General features: G+C 63.5%; 17 protein-coding genes. 6 read left to right on the top strand and 11 right to left on the bottom strand.

Annotation, left to right across the window (positions count from 1 at the left end; genetic code table 11):
* Positions 1 to 16: 16 nt before the first annotated feature.
* The 4 genes from PLO63_01755 to PLO63_01740 are packed head-to-tail and all read right to left on the bottom strand — an operon-like array spanning position 17 to position 2287.
* A complete protein-coding gene (locus tag PLO63_01755) occupies positions 17 to 1036 on the bottom strand; it encodes an electron transfer flavoprotein subunit alpha/FixB family protein (GenBank protein HOI72846.1) in 1020 nt (339 codons plus the stop codon).
* Between the two features lie 22 nt (positions 1037 to 1058).
* Positions 1059 to 1400 (bottom strand): hypothetical protein, encoded by a 342-nt coding sequence (locus PLO63_01750; protein HOI72845.1) that lies wholly within the window; start codon positions 1398 to 1400, stop codon positions 1059 to 1061.
* A complete protein-coding gene (gene mobB / locus PLO63_01745) occupies positions 1397 to 1924 on the bottom strand; it encodes a molybdopterin-guanine dinucleotide biosynthesis protein B (protein ID HOI72844.1) in 528 nt (175 codons plus the stop codon). Before mobB ends, PLO63_01750 begins: the two co-directional genes overlap by 4 nt.
* A gap of 60 nt (positions 1925 to 1984) precedes the next feature.
* Entirely contained in the window at positions 1985 to 2287 is a 303-nt protein-coding gene (locus PLO63_01740; protein ID HOI72843.1) for a hypothetical protein, read from the bottom strand.
* Positions 2288 to 2489: 202 nt separating this feature from the next.
* On the opposite strand from PLO63_01740, the gene PLO63_01735 reads away from it, so the two are divergent.
* Entirely contained in the window at positions 2490 to 2699 is a 210-nt protein-coding gene (locus PLO63_01735; GenBank protein ID HOI72842.1) for a hypothetical protein, read from the top strand.
* 2 nt (positions 2700 to 2701) lie between these two features.
* Here the strand turns inward: PLO63_01735 and PLO63_01730 are convergent, their stop codons facing one another.
* From PLO63_01730 to moaC, 7 genes are read right to left on the bottom strand one after another with little or no spacing between them, the layout of a single operon-like run.
* Positions 2702 to 3700 carry a s-methyl-5-thioribose-1-phosphate isomerase gene (locus tag PLO63_01730; protein ID HOI72841.1) on the bottom strand — a complete coding sequence of 333 codons (999 nt, stop codon included), beginning with the start codon at positions 3698 to 3700 and terminating at the stop codon, positions 2702 to 2704.
* An 18-nt stretch (positions 3701 to 3718) separates the two neighbouring features.
* Positions 3719 to 5332, bottom strand: coding sequence for a CTP synthase (locus tag PLO63_01725; GenBank protein ID HOI72840.1), 1614 nt, complete (start codon positions 5330 to 5332; stop codon positions 3719 to 3721).
* Positions 5329 to 9096, bottom strand: a complete 3768-nt coding sequence (locus PLO63_01720) for an SIS domain-containing protein (protein ID HOI72839.1) — start codon at positions 9094 to 9096, stop codon at positions 5329 to 5331. Before PLO63_01720 ends, PLO63_01725 begins: the two co-directional genes overlap by 4 nt.
* A complete protein-coding gene (locus PLO63_01715; protein ID HOI72838.1) occupies positions 9093 to 10358 on the bottom strand; it encodes a UDP-N-acetylglucosamine pyrophosphorylase in 1266 nt (421 codons plus the stop codon). The genes PLO63_01720 and PLO63_01715 overlap by 4 nt, the downstream gene beginning before the upstream one ends.
* A 51-nt stretch (positions 10359 to 10409) precedes the next feature.
* A complete protein-coding gene (locus tag PLO63_01710; GenBank protein ID HOI72837.1) occupies positions 10410 to 10715 on the bottom strand; it encodes a helix-turn-helix domain-containing protein in 306 nt (101 codons plus the stop codon).
* A gap of 28 nt (positions 10716 to 10743) precedes the next feature.
* The gene (locus PLO63_01705; GenBank protein HOI72836.1) at positions 10744 to 11262 is read right to left on the bottom strand and encodes a hypothetical protein; all 519 of its coding nucleotides are present in this window, start codon (positions 11260 to 11262) and stop codon (positions 10744 to 10746) included.
* 22 nt (positions 11263 to 11284) lie between these two features.
* Complete coding sequence (gene moaC, locus PLO63_01700; GenBank protein ID HOI72835.1) at positions 11285 to 11752, bottom strand: cyclic pyranopterin monophosphate synthase MoaC; 468 nt, start codon at positions 11750 to 11752, stop codon at positions 11285 to 11287.
* Positions 11753 to 12003: 251 nt separating this feature from the next.
* Here moaC and PLO63_01695 point away from each other — a divergent pair, with 251 nt between their 5' ends.
* From PLO63_01695 to PLO63_01675, 5 genes are all read left to right on the top strand, one after another.
* Positions 12004 to 13536 carry a YifB family Mg chelatase-like AAA ATPase gene (locus tag PLO63_01695; GenBank protein ID HOI72834.1) on the top strand — a complete coding sequence of 511 codons (1533 nt, stop codon included), beginning with the start codon at positions 12004 to 12006 and terminating at the stop codon, positions 13534 to 13536.
* Between the two features lie 51 nt (positions 13537 to 13587).
* Complete coding sequence (locus PLO63_01690) at positions 13588 to 14664, top strand: branched-chain amino acid aminotransferase (protein HOI72833.1); 1077 nt, start codon at positions 13588 to 13590, stop codon at positions 14662 to 14664.
* 431 nt (positions 14665 to 15095) lie between these two features.
* The gene (locus tag PLO63_01685) at positions 15096 to 15716 is read left to right on the top strand and encodes an outer membrane lipoprotein carrier protein LolA (protein HOI72832.1); all 621 of its coding nucleotides are present in this window, start codon (positions 15096 to 15098) and stop codon (positions 15714 to 15716) included.
* A 57-nt stretch (positions 15717 to 15773) separates the two neighbouring features.
* The gene (locus PLO63_01680; protein ID HOI72831.1) at positions 15774 to 17795 is read left to right on the top strand and encodes an amylo-alpha-1,6-glucosidase; all 2022 of its coding nucleotides are present in this window, start codon (positions 15774 to 15776) and stop codon (positions 17793 to 17795) included.
* 97 nt (positions 17796 to 17892) lie between these two features.
* On the top strand, positions 17893 to 19092 hold the full coding sequence (locus PLO63_01675; protein HOI72830.1) for a glycosyltransferase family 4 protein: 1200 nt from the start codon (positions 17893 to 17895) through the stop codon (positions 19090 to 19092).
* The last annotated feature ends 29 nt before the right edge of the window (positions 19093 to 19121 follow it).

Genomic DNA, 19121 nt, shown 5'->3' with positions numbered 1-19121 from the left:
GACGCGGCGGGCCGGGTTAACCCTTCACCGCCTCGATCAGCCGGGGAAGAAAGACCGTCAGGTCCTCGACGACTCCGTAATGGGCCGCCCGGAAAATCGGGGCGGCAGGATCCCGGTTGACGGCGACGATGCAGCGGGAGCCCTTCATCCCGGCCAGGTGTTGCGATGTCCCGGAGATCCCGCAGGCCACATAAAGGTCCGGTGCAACGGTCTGGCCCGTAAGGCCGACCTGGTGCCGATACCCGAGCCAGCCCTGGTCGCAGACGGGACGGGAAGCGCCCACGGCGGCGTTCCGAAACAGGCCCGCCAGGCGCCGGATCAGATCGAGGTTCTCTTCCCGACCGATTCCCCGTCCCGCCGAAACGATCACGTCCGCCTCCGCCAGTTCAACACCGCCTTCCTCGCCGCAGACTTCACCCCGCAGCGCGACCCTGCCGCGCCCGGGCTCTGCATCCCGGATCCGGACGGAAACCGTCCTTGTATTCCGGCCGCCGGCACGATCATCCTCCGGAAAGCCGGGGCTGACGGCGCCGGGCAGGACGGTCAGGACGGTACACGCCGTCTCAGGCAGAATCTCCATCCGCATCCGCCCCCGGCAGACCGGGCGGAGGAACGTTCGCCGGCCGTCCCGGAAAGAAAACTCCTCCACGGCGGTGATGCAGGCGGCGCCCAGGCGGACAGCCAGGGCGGGAGCCAGATCGGCTCCGTGGGAATCATGGACCAGGATGATCAGGGCGGGATCGAGAACACGGAGGAACGAGGCCAGCGCCGGGACGGCGTCGTCCCCGGCGGCGGGATCGAGCGACGATCCCCGAAGGGCGAACACCGGCAGTCCCGTATCGGCGGCGACCTTGCGGGCGGCCGCCTCCGGGTTGGCGCCGCACATCGCGACGACCGTCCTCCCCACCGGAGCGGCGCTCAGGAACCGGGCCGCCGAGACGGCTTCGCAGGTTCCCGGAAGGGGATCCTCGCCGCTGTGCCAGGCGATGGCGACGGTGTCTACATGGATCGGGGGAGGGGGCTGCTGGGCCATCATGATTCCGCAACCGTGCCGGAGACTACTTCGAGAGTTTCGAACGGAGCTTCGCTTCTTTTTTCTGCGTCTTCGCCAGGGTCTTCAGGGCTTTCTTGTTCCCATCCGAACCGGTGGCCGGTTCTTCCATCCCCCCGGGCTTCGATTCGGCCGGTTCCGCGGGAGCCGGCAGGGTCCCCGGCTCACCCGGCCCTGCCACGGCTGCGGACGGTTCGGAGCGTTCGGGAGAGACCCCGCTCACGGACTTTTTTTTCCGAATCCGGGACATGACCGCCTGGGCGAAACTCTTGCCGAACTGGCCGATGAACCCCGCCAGCAGAACCAGGAGCACCCACTTGAGGATATCCCACGCGGCAATGTCCGTCACGGCGCAGGCCCCCCCAGGATGCTCTTCTCAATGAAATCGCAGAGGGCGGAGATCTCGTCCGGCCCGAACCGGGGAACCGCCGGCGCCAGGTCGGATCCGGTGACTACGGCGATGCAGTGGTCATCGGGGCCGCAGAGGCGCTCGGAGTGGACCTCCGGGCGGAACACCTCGATCTTGGGGTGGGGATTCTTCTTGAATCCCTCCGCCAGGACGAGATCGACGTCGCGGATGAAGAGGTCCCTTAGCTCGGCCATCGTGTAGTCCCGGGGAGCGTCCGCCACGAGGGCCACCTCATGCGGGGATGCGACGACGGTCATGCGGGCTCCGGCGTTCCGGTGGCGCCAGCTGTCCTTCCCCTCGTGGTCCATCTGGAAGCCGTGGCGGTTGTGCTTGATCGTCGCCACCCGCCAGCCCCTCCGCACGAGCTCGGGAATGAGCCGTTCGATAAGGGTCGTCTTTCCCGTGTTGGACTTGCCGACAATGGACAGAATGGGGATTTCAGCCTTCCCCGGAGAAATGCTCATAGAACAAAGGCTCCCGGCCCGTCGGGTTCGAAGCGCCCGGTCCGCCCATCCGGCCGGCTTTCACGCCGAACGGGGGCGGAAGGGGGAAAAGATGTACTCCTTGTCCCGGACGGCAAAGGCAATCCGGCTCTCCTCATTGGCCGTGATTTTTCCCTCGATGACCCGCTTGCAGCCGAAGTCGTAGAAGGTGATCTGGTGGGTGGGCATCCGGTCCTCCGGCATGCCCGGGAAAGACTGGGCCCTTTCCTCCGTCGACAGTTCCCTGACGGTCAACTTCTGGCACCGCTCCCGGCTCTCCTCTTCCCCCAGGCGGATCTGGACCAGGTAATTGCCGTGAAACGAGATGGGCATCCGGATCTTCATCGGCTCTCCCTCCTGTGTCGGGTCGTCATTTCTTATCACATGCCGTATGAAATGTCATAGTGGGTATGATTCCCCATGCAGTACGCGGTCTTTTGTGCTATCGTCATGTCAGTCACGGGTGATCCCACCGTCCGATCCCACGCCCGGCCGCCCGCCCTTGATCCCGCCGCCGGACGGATCCGCTCCAAGAGAGGAGAATCGAATGGACCTCGGCGACCTCGTCCTCGTGAATGATCCCCGGCATCCCCTGAACGGGCTGCAGGGAAAGATCGTAGGCAGGAGGGGCCTCAGGGTTCCCGACGACCTGTGGATGCTCGTTTACGTCCCCTCCCGGATGCGGAGCTTTCTGATTCCCCGGTCCATGCTGAAGATGGAGCAGCGCAGCGACACTCCGCCACGGACGATCCAGTAGAATCAGCCCTTCCAGGTCTCGATCCCGCGGCTGGTGACGATGCCCGTCACCAGCTCCCGTGGCGTGAGGTCGAAGGCCGGATAATATCCCTTCACATCCTCCCCGGTGATGGGAGTGCCCCGAAACGTCAGCACCTCCGCCGGATCCCGCTCCTCGATGGGAATGTCCTCCCCGCGGGCCGTCCGGCGGTCCGGCCCTCCATAGGCAAGCACCCAGAAAGGAATTTTGTACCGGTCCGCGCAGATCGCCAGCTGCAGGGTTCCCACCTTGTTGGCGACGGTTCCGTCCAGGGCGATCCGGTCGGCGGCGGTGAAAACTTTCTGCACCATCCCCCGGGACATGCAGTGGGCCGCCATGTTGTCGGTGATGAGGGTGACGGGGAGGCCGAGATGGCTGACCGACCAGGCGGTGAGCCGCGCGCCCTGGAGATAAGGTCGGGTTTCCGTGCAGAAAATGCGGACGTCCTTCCCCTTTTCCCGTGCGAAGCGCAGCATGTACAGGAGCGCTCCCCCGGCAAAGCAGTGGGTCAGGATCGATTCCCCCGGGACAAGGAGCGTCTCGGCGTGGCGCCCCGTGTCTTCGGAGATCCGCCGCTGCCGGTCCAGGATGTTTTTCAGGAAAGACAGGATTCTCTCCGCCGGGCGGGGATCGTCCGGCTCTTCCGCCAGCATTCCCAGAAGCCGGTCCAAAAGCGCCGCCAGGTGATAGCCCGTTGGCCGAGTGGCCTTCAGCCGCTCTGCGGCCCTCTCCAGAAAGGCCCCGGCCTCCCGACCGCCCAGCCGCTCCGCCTCCCGGGCCGCCAGGTATAGCCCGAATCCGGCGGTGACGGCGATGTCACCCGCCCCCTGGACGACCATGTCTTCAATGGCCCGCGCCACGTCCCCGTAGCCGGCACAGGAGACCCGGACGATCTCCCGGGGCAGCCGCCGCCGGTCCACCAGGACCAGCCGGTCCTCTTCGAGGGTAACATTGTTTTCCAGGTGCAGGAGCAGGGGTTCCATGTCCACCGGGGACGGAATTCAGCACCCGTCCTTGCTCTTGAACGCCCGGGCCGCCTCGATGAACCGGGCGAACAGGGGATGCGGGCTCGTGGGCCGGGATTTGAATTCCGGGTGGAACTGGCATCCCAGATACCAGGGGTGGTCCTTGATCTCGACGATCTCCGCCAGGCGGCCGTCGGGGGAAGTGCCGGTGATCCGGAGCCCCTTCCCGGTCAGGGTCTCCTTGAAGTCGTTGTTGAACTCGTAGCGGTGCCGGTGGCGCTCCTGGATCTCCCACTGCCCGTAAGCCTCGTGGGCGAAGGTTTTTTCCTCCAGCATGCAGGGATATGAACCGAGGCGCATGGTGGCCCCCTTCTCCGTCACGCCCTTCTGCTCGGGCAGGAGATCGATGACCGGGAAGGGAGTCTCCTCGTCGAACTCCGAGCTGTTGGCCCGTTCCATCCCGCAGACGAACCGGGCGAACTCGACGACCGCCATCTGCATCCCCAGGCAGATCCCGAAGAAGGGAATCCCCTTCGTCCTGGCCTGATGAATAGCCATAATCATGCCCTCGATGCCCCGGTTTCCGAACCCCCCGGGAACGAGAATCCCGTCCGCACCGTCGAGCTGGTGTCCCAGCCCTTCCTTCTCGATCTTCTCCGAATCGACGAACCGGAGGTTCACCCGGCAGTCGTTGGCGATGCCGCCGTGAACGAGGGCCTCGTTGAGGCTCTTGTAGGAGTCGGTAAGGTTGACATACTTTCCCACGATGGCGATGCAGACCTCGCCGGAGGGGCCGATCATCCGGTCTACCACGGACTCCCAGGCATCGAGGTGGGGCTGGCCCGTCCAGATGTTCAGGAGGTCGATGATCTTGCCGTCCAGGCCCTCCCGGTGGAAATTGAGCGGCACCTGGTAGATGCATCGGACGTCCTTCGCCGTGAAGACGGAGGCCACCTCGACGTTACAGAACAGGGCGATCTTCGCCTTGATGTCCTCGGAAAGGATATCCTCCGTCCGGCAGAGGAGGATGTCCGGCTGGATGCCGATTTCCCGGAGGGCCTTGACGCTGTGCTGGGTGGGTTTGGTCTTCACCTCCCCCGCCGTCTTGATGAAGGGAACCCACGTCAGGTGGATGAAGATGGCGTTTTGCCTTCCCACCTCGTTGCGGAACTGGCGGATGGCCTCCAGGAAGGGCAGGCTCTCGATGTCCCCCACGGTCCCGCCGATCTCCACGATGGCCACGTCGAATCCTTCCGCGGTGGTCCGGATGAAATCCTTGATCTCGTTGGTGATGTGGGGAATGACCTGCACCGTCTTGCCCAGGTAGTCGCCCCGGCGCTCCTTGGCGATGACGGAGTAGTAGACCTGGCCGGTCGTGAGGTTGTTGCCGCGGCCCATGCGCGTGGTGGAGAACCGCTCGTAATGCCCCAGGTCCAGGTCCGTCTCGGCGCCGTCGTCGGTGACGAAGACCTCTCCGTGCTGGAAGGGGCTCATGGTGCCCGGATCGACGTTGATGTAGGGATCCAGTTTCTGGTTCGTGACCCGGAGTCCCCGCGATTCCAGGAGCGCCGCGATGGACGCCGCGGCCAGCCCTTTTCCCAGGGAGGAAAGCACTCCGCCCGTGACGAAGATGAATTTGGTTGTTTTCATACCGGCTCCAGCATTTGTTTGATTTTTCCTGCAATCACCTCGGGAGGCTCGCTCAGGAGCGATTCGAGGGTGAAGGACTCGAGGTAACGATCATCCCACGCCAGGTTGTACTCGTTTACCAGGTTCCGGATGTCGTTGTAGGCGTAGCCGATGACTTCCACCTTTTCGCGGAGAGCCAGGGCTTCATTGTAGCGGACGTGGATCAGGAGCAGGCTCCGGACCATTCCTCCCTTCAGCAGGGGGATAATTACAATGGGTGCCCCGTCGGACTTTCCCCTGCCCACGTACAGGCGGCCGATGCGGACAATCATCCGCTTCGTTCCCATCAGCGTTTTCGTTCCTTCCGCACGGGAGGCCATGCCGAGGGAGACCCCGCCCCTTGCACGGATCGTGATCGTGGTCTGGTCGGCGGGCCTTCCGTCGTCGTCCAGGCGGTCGATCCCGTAGAGGGTATACCCCTTGATCGCCTCCACCCCCGGCTGAATGCGGTTGAGGACGATGATGTCCCTGGAGGACAGGTCCTTCACGGTGAAGCCAAGCTCCCTGAGGAGGTCGAAGAAGATCCCCCGGAGCGGTGCGGCCTTGCGGCTCGTCCCGACGGTGACGGTCTTCGCCTGGTGGCGGATGGCGTCCACCGGGCGGGAGAGATCCTCCGCCGCCTGGGCAAGGGTGAAGTCCAGGAGGTCCAGCGGCGAGACCGGCCCGTTGTCGCCGCGGAAGTCATTCCAGAAATCCTCCAGGGGGAGTTTGCCCATGGCGTACTTCAGGAGGAGAACGAGATCCGAAACGGCCTTGACGCTGGTGGCGGAAAAGGACCCTTCGTCCCGGAGCTTGTTGAAGGTGTGGGAGAAGTCCCGGATCATGCGGCGGAAGGTCCGGTCGGCCATCCATTCGTAGAACGATACGGGCCGGCCGGCCGGGTCCACCATGGCCTGGTGGATCCGGTTCCGGAAGTCCCTGAGGAACAGGGAGTCCTTGTGGATGCTGCAGGCGGCGTAATAGCCCCACAGGTGGCCAGCCAGGGTGTTGAGGATCACCGGAAGGGGCATGCGGGCCCCGGGGATGGGGACGACCGAGTCGGCCAGGGAATCGAACCGCTCCTCCCCCTCGTCGGCAAAGACAACCACGGCGGCCTTGTGGGCCTTGAAGATGGCCACGTCTTTCACCAGGTCGCCCACGACCGCTTCCGGGTTTCCGGCGGCGCAGACGATGATCAGGGGCTCCGCCGAGAGATCGATGTGCTTCTTGTTTTCCGTTACGTCCGAGGAAATCGTTCGATAGCACAGCTCGCTCAGCTTGATGCGGATCTCGTCCGCCGCGGCCTTGTTGGGGCCGCTGCCCACGATGGCCCAGTAGCGCTTCTGCTTCGCCAGGAGCTCCGCGGAATGCCGGATGAGATCCTTCCGGGCCAGCACCCGCTTCATCATCTCCGGGGCCTGTTCGAGGCTGGAGAGCTCCCCGGCGATGTCTTCATCGGACAGGGACCCCATGAGCTGGGCGATAAAAAGGGCCAAAACGTGGCCGGCCACGATCTGGGAATAGAAGGCCTTCGTGGACGCCACGGACATCTCGATGTCCCGCCCGTCGCTGGTGTAGAAAACGCCGTCGGACTTGGAGGTGATGTCGGACTGCCGCCGGTTGACGATGGAGACCACCCGGGCCCCCCGCTCATGGGCCATGGCCACGGCCCGGTTCGTATCCGTCGTGGTGCCCGACTGGGTGATGGGCACCACGAGCGTGTCCGCCAGGTCATCTTCCAGGAAAAATCCGCTGAGCTCCGAGGCCACTTTCCCTTCCACGCGGATGCGGGACCCCCGGAGATACCGCTCCATGGCGTCGGCCACGGCGGAGCCCGCCACGGCTGCCGTCCCGTGCCCGATGACCAGGATGCGCCGGATGGCGCCGTTCCGAAGGTCCGACTGCACGGAGAGCGGCACGATGTCCCCGCCGATGTTGAAGACGACCTGGGGATCCTCCCCGTTTGCCCGGTGAATGCGGTATTTTCCCCGGAGGGTCTTTCGGATGGACACGGCGGATTCGCCGATTTCCTTGAGAAAGAAGTGGGGGTTGCTTCCCCGGTCGATGTCCCGGGTGGTCATCTCGGCCCGTTTGACAGTGGATGCACCCAGGGCAATGGGCGATCCGTCGTAGGCGAAGGCCCGGATACCGGCCGGCCCCCCCTCCGATTCCTGGTGCAGGACGAAGACCTGCCCCGTCGATTCGGGGATATCGGGATCGGCCGGCGCCTCCCCGTCCATCTTGATGAACCAGGGCGTCCGCTCCACGATGCCGTACAGCTCGGAGGAGAAGACATACTGGTCCGGAGCCAGGCCAATGTAAATCGTCTGGCCGCTTCCCCGGAGGGCCAGAAACGCCTTGCCCGGCTCCAGGTCGCTCGTCATCGCAATGGCATGGGACCCCTCGAAACTGCTCACGGCCAGCCGGAACGACTCCGCCAGGTCGTACCCCTCCAGCAGGTAGTGTTCGATCTGGAGAGGGATGATCTTCGTGTCGGTGGTGAGTGCCGGTGCAATGAGCTCCTGATCGGTCTCCAGTCCCTTCCGCAGCTCCGGATAATTGTCGATGTCGCCGTTGAGGACGACGTGAATGGCCCAGTTTCCAACGCCATACCGGGGGTACGCCTTGCGTCCCGTCCGGTCCGCCAGGGTGAAGCTGTTCACGGGATGACAGTTTTCTTCCGTGATCGAACCGACGGACGCCCAGCGGGTATGGGTCAAAGACGTCTCCAGGAGCGTCTCCTGCCGGACGAAGAACCGGAGGACCGGGTCTTCGGAAACGGCCTTGCGGAGTTCCCGGACGTTCCTCCCGAGTTCGCCGATGATGGAGGACGTCTTGTAGACGAAATTGGCCGTTACATCCCGGCGTCCTGAACCGTTGCCGGCCCCCCGCTCCGAGAGGCGAATGCTCCCGTTGAGGAGATCTCCCCCGCTCGTTCTCCGGGAATAGGCTTCGTACAGCCTTTCCTCCCGCAGGCGGTCCTCCAGGCGGCGAAGATGGTCGCCATCGGGGAAGGTCATGGCCAGCGTCAGGCCCGCGGAGTCCCGGCCCCGCACTTCCAGGCGGTCAATGCAGTTGAGGAGGAAGTTCATTCTCCTGTACTTGCCGAAGGCGACCGGATCGACGTCCCGGGGCGAGGCGGCCCCGGCCAGGGCGGTGATCCGTTCCACGTTAGCCAGCACGTCCTGCTCCAGCGCCCACAGGATGTCCTTCAGCAGGATCTGCCGGCTCCCCAGGATCTCCAGCTCCGCGGTGCTGAAGGATGTCGCGGCCTCCTCCAGTTCCCTCTCCTCATCACCGACAAAGCCCGCCAGATCCTCGCAGAGCATTTTCATGTCGGCAACCTGGCCGTCCCGGAAGAAGAAATCCTGATAGGAAGCGTCTTCCTTGAGCCGCGATGTCCCGGCCTCCAGCTCCCGCAGGGATTCAGGCTCCAGGTAATCCTGCGGCAGAAGGACTCCCATGCGCAGTGCCTTCATGCCCCTGGCCCGAACCCGTCCGAAGGCCGCCGCGAGTCTCTCCACATCGGATGTCTCCCCGGCTGGACCGGCCCGCTTGATGGTGACGATGCCGGCAAGACCACAGGCAAGCAGCCCCGGCTGCAGCGGGAAAAGAATCACGGCGGGAACGCGGACATCCTCGGGGCGCTTTCCAACGAAAATCCGCCAGGCCGAGAGAGCCCTGACGATGCCAATGCCGAATCGATTCATGTCCCGGACGAATTTCATCATGGTTTTCCCTGTCATGCCGCCTCCACAGGCCCGGAACGGAAGGCCGTCAGCACACCCAGAACCCGTTCCATCCGGTCGTTCACGATGCTCTCCAGCCAGGCCGTCCCCAGGAGGCGCTCCGGCTTTTTGAGCGCCTGGATGAAGGGAAGATAGTCCGCCGCCCCAGCCGGACGTCCCGCCAGCCGGTCCCGGACGGCCAGGAACCGGTCCCGGAGCATCGGATCTCCACAATCCCCGGCTCCGTCCTGAAGGACCTCCTCGGCTTCCGGCCACCGCTCCCTGAATTGCCGGCGGCGTTCGGATACAACCCCCGCCGGTCCGGTCGCTTCGCCCTCCGGCGGCAGTTTTGCGGCGACATTCCGAAGCCTCAGAAGCCGCTCCGCAATCGCCCCTTCGAGGACGTCCAGCGCACCCGGCAGCAGCTCCGCTTCGTGCGAAGCGGCGCGGAAAAAGGGACTCCGGACCTGTGCATACCAGGCCCGCAGGGCGAAAAGATTGGCTATGTACAGGAGGTTGTTCCGCACTTTTCTGGCAAGATCCCCCCCCCGTTTCGAGAGGAAGGGTCCTTCAATCCGGTCCCTGCCGTCTTCGCCGGTTGTCACGCCTCCCTCCGGAACGTCCCGGCGGCAGATCGAACCGGCGGGAAGGACCGTTCCGAACCCCATCCGGACGGGCCCGACGATTCCTCCCTGCCCGCCGAGAAAGATGGGGGGCTGATCCAGCATGACGCCGCGCGGAACATCGCCGAGAAGAGACGCCGTCGCCTTGTCCTGCCGGGGGGTATAATTGAAATGGATGAAGGAGCTTCCCACCTCGCTGTGGTTTCGGCGGCTCGTGCCGCCCCCCATGAGGCAGTCGCAGAAGTTGATCAGGCTGCCGAGGGTCACGAAGGGGAAAAGGATGGTCTGCTTGAGTCCGACGGCATGAGCTCCGGAGGATTCTTCCTCGAGGAGGCAGTCTTCCCGGACATGGGAGGCGGAACCGATCTGAACGCCGCGGAGGAAAACCGACCCCCGGAAGAAGCCGCCTTTCAGTTCGACGTCGGGCCCCGCGAGGCAGTTTTCCACGACGGCCGGGCCTTCCGCCCCCAGTTTTACCCCGTCACAGAGGAGCGTCCGTTCACCGCGAAGCCGGACACCGCCATGGAGGACAACGCCCCGGCCGGAGACGCGGTCGAGGGAAACCTCATCCCCCACCTCGACGGTCCAGGGATGAGGGATGCGGACGCCTTTCTCGAGGAGCCTGCGTATGGTGGCGGGCAGGAAAGCATCATCCATCTCCCGGCCTCTCCCGTACCGAAGTCCGGTCCGGTTTCTCCCCCGGCATCCTCACTCCTCCTCCGGATTGCCGTCCAGACCAAGCCGGATCAGTTTTTTCTGGAAGGTGTTCCGGTTGATCCCCAGGTATGCCGCGGCCTTGCTGCGCACATTGCCGGAACGGCCGAGGGCGATCCGGAAGAGGCTCCGCTCCACCATCGTCATCACATTTTCATGGAGCCGGCTTTTTCCATTGCCCGACGCGCCCAGCACCGTGGCGATATCCTCGAGCTTCATCTCCATCATCCGTTCCACGACCCGGACGGGATCATCCGCTTTCTCCATCCGACTACCGGCTGTGGATTTCCTGGTCTTCATGGTCTTGAGGCTTTCTCCGTTGGAAGGGTCAAATCTTCAGCAATTTCAGGATAAGAATACCGAGGATCACAGCTGCTGCGAACCATGCCGACGCCGCATCCGACCTGCCGCGAACCGGCTGGTCGATCTGCGCTCGAAGCGTCTCCTCCACCCTCTCCGCGTCCAGGTGACGGACCATGTGGTCGATCAGTTTTTCGTAGTTCCCGTAGGCACTGGACAGGACATGGTATCCTTTTGTCGTGGTCAGGAGGATATAGGCCTTGCCACGCATGATCAGGGTTCCGGCATAATTGATTTCCAGCCAGAGAAGACGGGTCCCCCGGAAGAATTTCCGGATGGAGATCCCTTCCTCGTCGGCGGACACGTTCCGGGACACCGCCTCAGCGAAGACCGCCAGTGCCAGGAGAAAGAAAATACCCAAAACCACGCGCTCCGTATAGGTTCCGGATCCCAGAACGGACCACCCGAGAAGCACCAGCAGAAGAACGACATCCAGGCCAAGGGGAATCAGGAAGGATGACTTGATCCGGTAAATTGTCTGTGTCATGGGGTCGTCCGGTCTCGCGGAATCATGGTTCCCGTACAAAAGTTCCGCTCTTGCCCCCCGTTTTCGAGATCAGGCGTATTTCCGTCAGGACCATGCGACGGTCCACGGCCTTGCACATATCGTAGACCGTGAGGGCCGCCGCGCTGACAGCCGTCATGGCCTCCATCTCCACGCCCGTTCTCCCGCGGTTGGTCACCTGCGCCTCGATCTCCAGCGTGCGTTCGTCCCGCACGGAAAACCGGATCTCGACACCCGTCAACTGCAGCGGGTGGCACAGAGGAATCAAGCCGGACGTATTCTTGGCCGCCATGATCCCCGCAATCCGGGCGACGGAAAAAACATCCCCCTTGGCCATCTCGCCCCGCGAGATCATCGCCAGGGTTTCCGGCTTCATGAGCACCGATCCCCTGGCAACCGCCACACGCACGGTCTCTTTCTTCCGTGTGACGTCAACCATACGGGCGCGGCCGTATTCATCCAAATGGGTCATGCGGGTCATTGCGTTTGCTGTGATGGGCTGACTCCGGGAAAGTGAAAGTGAACGGATTAGCAAAAGCGGGTGAAACTTAACACAGCGTTTTCCCGCCGTCAAGCCGGTTCCGCTGGGCGTCGGCGAGAGAGAGAAAGACCTTGCATTCATTGGTGTTCTGAATTAAAGAGGACGTCCCTGCCGGGTACAGTCTTTCCATCCCCGTGTTTCCTCCAAGGAACAACCTGCCACAGACCATTTTTGAGGGAAATATGATCGTCAAGACCTGCGGGGCCGCGGTCATTGGTATCGACTGCCGCCTGGTGGACGTGGAAGTGGACGTAACCAACGGCATTCCTCATTTTTCCATGGTCGGGCTGCCCGATGCGGCCGTCCGTGAAAGCCGGGACCGGATTCGGGCGGCCATTCGAAACGCCGGCTATTCCTTTCCCCGTCATCATGTAACGGTCAACCTCGCGCCGGCGGACATCCGGAAAGAAGGTACCGGGTTCGATCTTCCCATCGCCATGGGCATTCTGGCGGCTGAGGGCATCGTCCAGCCCGCGATGCTCGACGGCTGTGTGTTTACCGGAGAGCTCTCACTGAACGGAGCGGTCAAGGGAGTCCCGGGAGTTCTTCCGATTGCCCAGGAGGTACACCGTTCCGGCAGGCCGGCAATGGTCGTCCCCAGGGAAAATGCAGACGAAGCGGCTATGGTCGAAGGCCTCGACGTCCTGCCGGTGGACGTTCTGTCGGACGTCGTGGACGGTTTGTCCGGGACGAAGCCGATCGAACCTCACCGGGTGGAGCCGGTGTCCCTGTTCCGGCGTGACTTCCGGGCCTTCCCGGACTTCAGCGAGATTCGGGGCCAGGAACAGGCCAAGCGGGCCATGGAGATCGCCGCCGCCGGAGGGCACAACATCCTCATGATCGGCCCCCCCGGGTCGGGGAAAACCATGCTCGCCCAGCGGCTTCCCGGTATTCTTCCCGAGCTGACGCTGCCGGAGGCCATCGAGACGACGAAGATCTTTTCCGTAGCCGGCCTTCTGGAGAGAAGCCGCTCCCTGGTTTCGACGCGGCCCTTCCGATCGCCCCACCACACCGTGTCCGATGCGGGAATGGCGGGAGGCGGCCAGCAGCCACGGCCGGGGGAGATCAGCCTCGCCCACCACGGCGTTCTTTTTCTCGACGAGCTCCCGGAATTTCGCAGGAACGTCCTGGAGGCCCTCCGCCAGCCCATGGAGGACGGGGTCATCACCATCAGCCGCTCCGCCGTGAGCGCCACCTTTCCCGCCCGGTTCATGCTCGTGGCGGCGATGAATCCCTGCCCCTGCGGGTTTCTCGGGGAGACGAGGCGGCGATGCCGATGCTCCGCCGCGGCGATCCGTGGCTACCAGTCACGGATCTCCGGACCGCTCCTGGACCGGATCGACCTCCATATCGAGGTTCCCGCCGTCCGGCACCGGGAGCTGACCATGGGAACCCGGGGGGAAGGCTCCGCCGCCATCGCCGCCCGCGTCCGCAGCGCAAGGAGGCTTCAGAGGGCACGTTTCGAAGGAGACGAAGCGGCAACGAATGCCCGGATGGACAATGACCAGATCGGCCGGTTCTGCACCCTGGACGGGGAGTCCCGGCAGCTCCTCGAAATGGCCATGGACAGGCTGGGTCTCAGCGCCCGGGCCTACTCGAGAATCCTCCGGACCTCCCGTACGATCGCCGACCTGGAGGAGGCGGAATCCATCGGGCCTTCCCACGTCGCCGAGGCGATCCAGTACAGAAGCCTTGATCGGCTGGTCCAATCGTGATAAAGCGATCTGTAATTTTTTTGGGATGTTAAATCATACTGGGGGATAATCATGAAGATCAAGATCACGAAGACCGCACCGGCAAAGCACAAACCGAAACACAAGAACGAGGCAACGCTGGGGTTCGGGAAGATCTTCACGGACCACATGTTCACCATGCAGTACAAGGAGGGCAAGGGCTGGTACAACCCGGCCATCGAGCCCTACCAGGCGTTCGCCCTGGATCCCGCCTGCATCTGCCTGCACTACGCCCAGCTCATTTTCGAAGGCCTGAAGGCATACCGGGGCAAGGGTGGCGAGATCTACCTGTTCCGTCCCCTCGAAAACGCCCGGCGCATGAACAACTCGGCCCGACGCCTCTGCATGCCCGCGGTTGACGAGAACCTGTTCCTGGAGGCCGTCCGGGAACTGGTGCTCATCGAAAAGGACTGGATCCCCAAAGGCCTGGGCACGTCCCTCTACATCCGGCCCACCATGATCGCCACGGAGCCGGCCCTGGGCGTTCACGCCTCCCCGGAATACCTCTTCTTCATCATCGTGGGCCCCGTCGGCGCCTATTATCCCGAGGGATTCAGCCCCACGAAGATTTACGTGGAGGAGCACTACGTCCGCTCCGCTCCGGGAGGCATCGGCTACTGTAAGGCCGCGGCCAATTACGCCGCCAGCCTGTATGCCAGCAAAGCCGCCCAGGACAAAGGCTATACCCAGGTCCTGTGGCTCGATGCCGTTCACAAGAAATACGTCGAGGAAGTCGGCACCAGCAATATATTCTTCCTGATCGGCGACGAACTGGTGACGCCGCCCCTGGGTGGAACGATTCTGCCCGGCGTGACGCGGGATTCGGTGATCGAGATGGCACGCAGCTGGGGGATTCCCGTCATGGAACGCCCCATTGCCATGGAAGAGGTCATTCAGGCCGCAGAGCGGGGACTCCTCAACGAGGCCTTCGCCTCCGGAACGGCCGCCATCGTTTCGCCCATCGGCCGGATGTTCTTCCGCGGGAAGGAGCACAAGATCGGCAGCGGGAAGACAGGCCCCCTGACGGAGCGGCTTTACAACGAAATCCTGCAGATCCAGTACGGCCAGAAGGAAGATCCCTTCGGCTGGCGTCTGAAAATATCAGGGTAACTGCTATTCCGCGGGTTCTTTCCCTTGATCCGGGGAGTTAACGAAGGAATCCACAGAGCTGTTGATGAACCTGTTGACAACTCTGTGGATAAAAACCCTAAGGCTTCAAATGTCACGATTTTATACCGCCTTGCACAAGGTGTAGGCACGGAAAATCGTTATTTATAACAAAAGCTTACAAAGCAGGGCAGAATTTCGGAAGGTTAGCGCATGCCAGAACCCCCTTCCGGAAACCCATTGAAAGAAATATGCCAGCGGCACCATGCTGCGGGATAAATCGTGAGGTTTTTTCTGTGAAGCGAAATTCCCTCTCTGTTTCAACGGATTTATCACCGGAGGCACGTCTGCGCTCCGGCCGGAGCCGGCGTTCTCTCCACCGGCTCACGGCTGTCCTGTCCCTTGTGTGGCTGCCCCTCCTGGGGATTCTCCTTTTGCCCGCAGCAGTCCGTGGAGCGGAAGCGCCGCCTCTGGAAAAGCTTCTGGCGGACATGCAGGAACGGTATGAGAAAACCGAATCCCTGAAGGGACGCTTTATCCAGGAAGTGACGGTGAAGGGATCGAAAAAGGCCGAACGGGAGGAAGGAACGGTCTACTTTCGAAATCCCGGCCGGATGGCCTGGCATTACGAGAAACCGAAAGCAAAGAAGCTGATCATCGGCCCCAGGACCTCATGGCTTTACGTCCCGGAAGACCGGGCCGTTTATGTCCAGAAGGCCGAAAGCCTGCTCAAATCCCGTCTGACCATCCGCTTCTTCACCGGGCTGGGAAAACTGCGGGAGGATTTCCAGATCGAGTACGCCAGGCCCGATGCCGTCGACCGGGACGGAAACCTGCTGCTCGTCCTTACACCCCGCGATTCCGGCCTGGGCGTCTCCCGGCTGAACCTGACCGTAGGCAGGGAAGATCTCCAGGTTCACGAAGTTCGATTCACCGATTCCTTCGGGAATTTCACCCGGGTTGCCTTTCGGGATCTCAGGGAGAACGTAGCAATACCCGACCGGACGTTTTCCTTCCAACCCCCAAAGGGCGTCGAGGTTCTCCATCTTCCATAATCCGACGGGAACCGTTGCCTCTTATCATCGTCATCCCGCAACCCGCAGGGGGCCGCCATGACGACGCCGTCGCTGGAAAACCTTTCTGTCCTCTCCCGAGAAACCCTCCTTGGACTGGAGTGGCTGGAGACCAACGGCCGGGGCGGTTACGCCTCCAGCACGGTCCTGAACTGCCATACGAGAAAATACCACGCGCTTCTGGCGGCAAACCTGAAGACACCGCCGGGGCGTTTCGTCCTCCTCTCCAAGCTGGAGGAATCCTTTCAATGCGGAGACCGGAGCATCCCCCTCTTCTGCCACCGCTTCCCCGGCTGTTTTATACCTGCGGCGACACCGCCCCTGCGGGCCTTCCGCTGGATGCCGGGACCCGTTTTCGAGTTCGCCGCCACGGGCTTTCTGCTCCGCAAGGAGATCCTGATGGTTTTCGAGGAGGACCAGGTTCTCGTCCGCTACGAGCTTCTCGAGGGTCCGCCGCGTGGCGAGCTGGTGATCCGTCCCTTCCTGGCATATCGAGGCATCCATGACCTGGCCCGCCAAAACGGATACATCCAGGTCCGGCCCCACCGGATGGCAGACGGCTTTTCCCTCCAGCCCTACGACGGGATGCCCTCCATCTTTTTCCAGACCAGCGTCCCCCCCTCGCAGGACCATGCCCCGGACTGGCATTTCCATTTCGAATACGAACGGGAGCGGGAGCGGGGTTACGAATGGAAGGAGGACCTGTTCACCCCCGGCAGACTGACGATTCCCCTGGAGCCGGGGAAACCCGTCTTTTTCTCCTCCTCCCTGAACCTCTGCCGCCGGAACCTGACGGGCCTCTGGAAGATCGAGTCGAACCGGCGGAAACGGGAGACCGCGGACGACCGGTCTTTCCTCGATCGGTGCGATCCGGGGGACCGGCCTGCCATGCACTCCCTTCTTCGGGCGGGACGGCAGTTCCTGATCCGCACCCCCGCCGGCCGGCCGGCCGTCATCGCCGGCTACCCATGGTTCACCGACTGGGGCCGCGACGCGTTGATCTCACTCCCCGGGCTTACATTCCGGGCAGGCAGGGCTGAAACGGGAACGGAAATCCTGATCGGCCTGGCCGAACAGGAACATGGGGGGCTCCTCCCGAACTTCTACTCCGACGACGGACATCCCGGGTCGTTCAACGCCGTCGACGCCCCGCTCTGGTTCTTCTGGGCGGTGCAGGAGATGCTGGCCGCTACGGGCGACCTGGACCTGGTGCGGAAGCGTTTCTGGCCGGTCCTCAAGCGGATCCTCCGCCACATGATCGAAGGAACGTCCTTCGACATCTACATGGACAGCCGGGGCCTTCTCCACGCCGGATCGGAGGAGATGAACCTGACCTGGATGGACGCCCGGGTGGGCGGCGTCCCCATGACGCCCAGGGGCGGCTTCGCCGTGGAGGTGAACGCCCTCTGGTATAACGCCGTCTGCTTCGCCGCCGAGCTGGCGGATCGCTTCGGTGAACGCGACTTCTCCCTGGGTGGCCTCCCGTCGCGCATCCGCCGCTCCTTTCAGGAGGTCTTCTGGAACGAAAAAGGGAATTGCCTGGGAGACGTTCTGCAGGGCGGCCGGCTGGATCCGTCCGTCCGGCCCAACCAGGTCATCGCGGCCGCCCTTCCCTTCTCCCCCCTCGATCCGGATCGGATGGCAGCGGTTGTGGAAATCGTCCGGAGATCCCTCCTGACTCCCCGGGGTCTCCGCACACTCGCCCGGACGGACTCCCGCTACCATGGCCGTTACGAGGGAGACGAGGCATCCCGGGACCGGGCATATCACCAGGGGACGGTCTGGCCGTGGCTCCTCCTTCCCTTCGGCATGGCCCTTCTCCGGACCTCGGACCGGCGGGAAGCGGAGGCGTTCCTACTCGGGCACTTGCGCATCTTCATCCGGGAGCACCTCCCGGAAGCCGGCATTGGAAGCATCTCGGAGGTCTTCGACGGCGATCCCCCCCACCGCCCGGGCGGCTGCATCGCCCAGGCCTGGAGCGTCGCCGCCGTTCTGCACCTTCATTCTCTCCTCCAGGCGGGGACAACAGGGATGGAGGAGGGCCGGAAGCCGGCGGCATGAGCGGCTTCCGGGCGGCTGACCCGCGCCGGGAATTCCGTTTACAACCCGGATTGACTGTGACAGAATTTCTCAACACGGCAAAGCGGAGGGAAGGCCCTTGCGCGTTCTGATGTTCGGCTGGGAATTCTCGGCCCGGTCCAGCGGCGGCATCGGTCCGGCCTGCCGGGGAATCACGGACGCCCTTTCCGGGATGGGCCACGAGGTGATCCTCGTCTTTCCACGCAGTGACACGGCATCGGGCACAGGAAACGCCGGCAGCCGGGAGATGGAGGTGCGGCCCGTGCCATCTCCCCTGACCCCTTACCAGACGCCGGCATCCTACCTGCAGCCGCCTCTTCGCGAAGAGGGAGCGGCCGATCCGGCTCCGGAGAGCGGCTACGGGCCGGATCTCCTCTCGGAGGTGATCCGGTACGGCGAAGAGGCGTCCTGGCTCGCCCGGGACCTCGCTTTCGACGTGATTCACGCCCACGACTGGATGACGGCCTTTGCCGCGGTCCGGGCGCGGGAGACCTCCGGCAGGCCCCTGGTCTTCCATTTCCATTCCCTGGAATTTAACCGCCGGGGCGAGGACATCAACCGGAACATCTTTGAAATCGAACGATACGGGATGGAGCGGGCGGATCACGTCATCGCTGTGAGCGCCTTTCTGAAAAACATGATCGTGAGCCGCTACGGGATCCCAACGGAGCGGGTCACCGTCGCGCACAACGCAGCCGATCCGGGCATGGAGGAGGGACCGTTCCCGGTTCGGGACCGGGACGGGAAAACCGTTCTATTCCTGGGAAGGATCACGTATCAGAAAGGCCCCCGGTTTTTTCTGGAGTCCGCCGGGCATGTCCTCCGGGAGATGCCGGAGGCGACCTTCATCATGGCCGGAGACGGGGACGGACTGGACGACGCGAAGCGGCACGCACGGGACCTCGGAATCGCCGACCGGGTCCGCTTTCCCGGATTTCTCGAGGGGCGGGAGGTCGAGAACGCCCTGGCCGCGTGCGATCTTTTTGTGCTGAGCAGCGTTTCCGAACCCTTCGGAATCGCCCCGCTGGAAGCGGCCCGCCGGGGTATCCCGGTGATCATATCCCGCCAGTCGGGGGTCGCGGAAGTGCTGAAATCGGCACGGCAGTTCGATTTCTGGGACACGGAAGGGCTGGCCCGGAACATTCTCGACCTCCTGGCCGATCCGGCCGGGGCAGCGGCCCTGGCGGAATCGGTCCGGACGGAAGCGGAGGCGGTCCGGTGGCAGGCTGCGGCGGAAATCATTGACGGCATCTACCGGCTCCTGCCCCCCGGGGATTGAACGGGAAGCCGGTCCAGCAAGCGCAGGGA

Source organism: Syntrophales bacterium, from assembly GCA_035363115.1.
Classification (GTDB): Bacteria; Desulfobacterota; Syntrophia; order Syntrophales; family PHBD01; genus PHBD01.
The sequence above is the reverse complement of the archived record's forward strand: the minus strand, read 5'-3'. Positions and strand labels throughout refer to the sequence as shown.

What these genes read in the sequence shown, in the direction of transcription:
- PLO63_01755 (HOI72846.1), bottom strand. Translation starts at nt 1,036, where the DNA reads ATGATGGCCCAGCAGCCCCCTCCCCCGATCCATGTAGACACCGTCGCC.
- mobB (HOI72844.1), bottom strand. Translation starts at nt 1,924, where the DNA reads ATGAGCATTTCTCCGGGGAAGGCTGAAATCCCCATTCTGTCCATTGTC.
- PLO63_01740 (HOI72843.1), bottom strand. Translation starts at nt 2,287, where the DNA reads ATGAAGATCCGGATGCCCATCTCGTTTCACGGCAATTACCTGGTCCAG.
- PLO63_01735 (HOI72842.1), top strand. Translation starts at nt 2,490, where the DNA reads ATGGACCTCGGCGACCTCGTCCTCGTGAATGATCCCCGGCATCCCCTG.
- PLO63_01730 (HOI72841.1), bottom strand. Translation starts at nt 3,700, where the DNA reads ATGGAACCCCTGCTCCTGCACCTGGAAAACAATGTTACCCTCGAAGAG.
- PLO63_01725 (HOI72840.1), bottom strand. Translation starts at nt 5,332, where the DNA reads ATGAAAACAACCAAATTCATCTTCGTCACGGGCGGAGTGCTTTCCTCC.
- PLO63_01720 (HOI72839.1), bottom strand. Translation starts at nt 9,096, where the DNA reads ATGACAGGGAAAACCATGATGAAATTCGTCCGGGACATGAATCGATTC.
- PLO63_01715 (HOI72838.1), bottom strand. Translation starts at nt 10,358, where the DNA reads ATGGATGATGCTTTCCTGCCCGCCACCATACGCAGGCTCCTCGAGAAA.
- PLO63_01710 (HOI72837.1), bottom strand. Translation starts at nt 10,715, where the DNA reads ATGAAGACCAGGAAATCCACAGCCGGTAGTCGGATGGAGAAAGCGGAT.
- PLO63_01705 (HOI72836.1), bottom strand. Translation starts at nt 11,262, where the DNA reads ATGACACAGACAATTTACCGGATCAAGTCATCCTTCCTGATTCCCCTT.
- moaC (HOI72835.1), bottom strand. Translation starts at nt 11,752, where the DNA reads ATGACCCATTTGGATGAATACGGCCGCGCCCGTATGGTTGACGTCACA.
- PLO63_01695 (HOI72834.1), top strand. Translation starts at nt 12,004, where the DNA reads ATGATCGTCAAGACCTGCGGGGCCGCGGTCATTGGTATCGACTGCCGC.
- PLO63_01690 (HOI72833.1), top strand. Translation starts at nt 13,588, where the DNA reads ATGAAGATCAAGATCACGAAGACCGCACCGGCAAAGCACAAACCGAAA.
- PLO63_01680 (HOI72831.1), top strand. Translation starts at nt 15,774, where the DNA reads ATGACGACGCCGTCGCTGGAAAACCTTTCTGTCCTCTCCCGAGAAACC.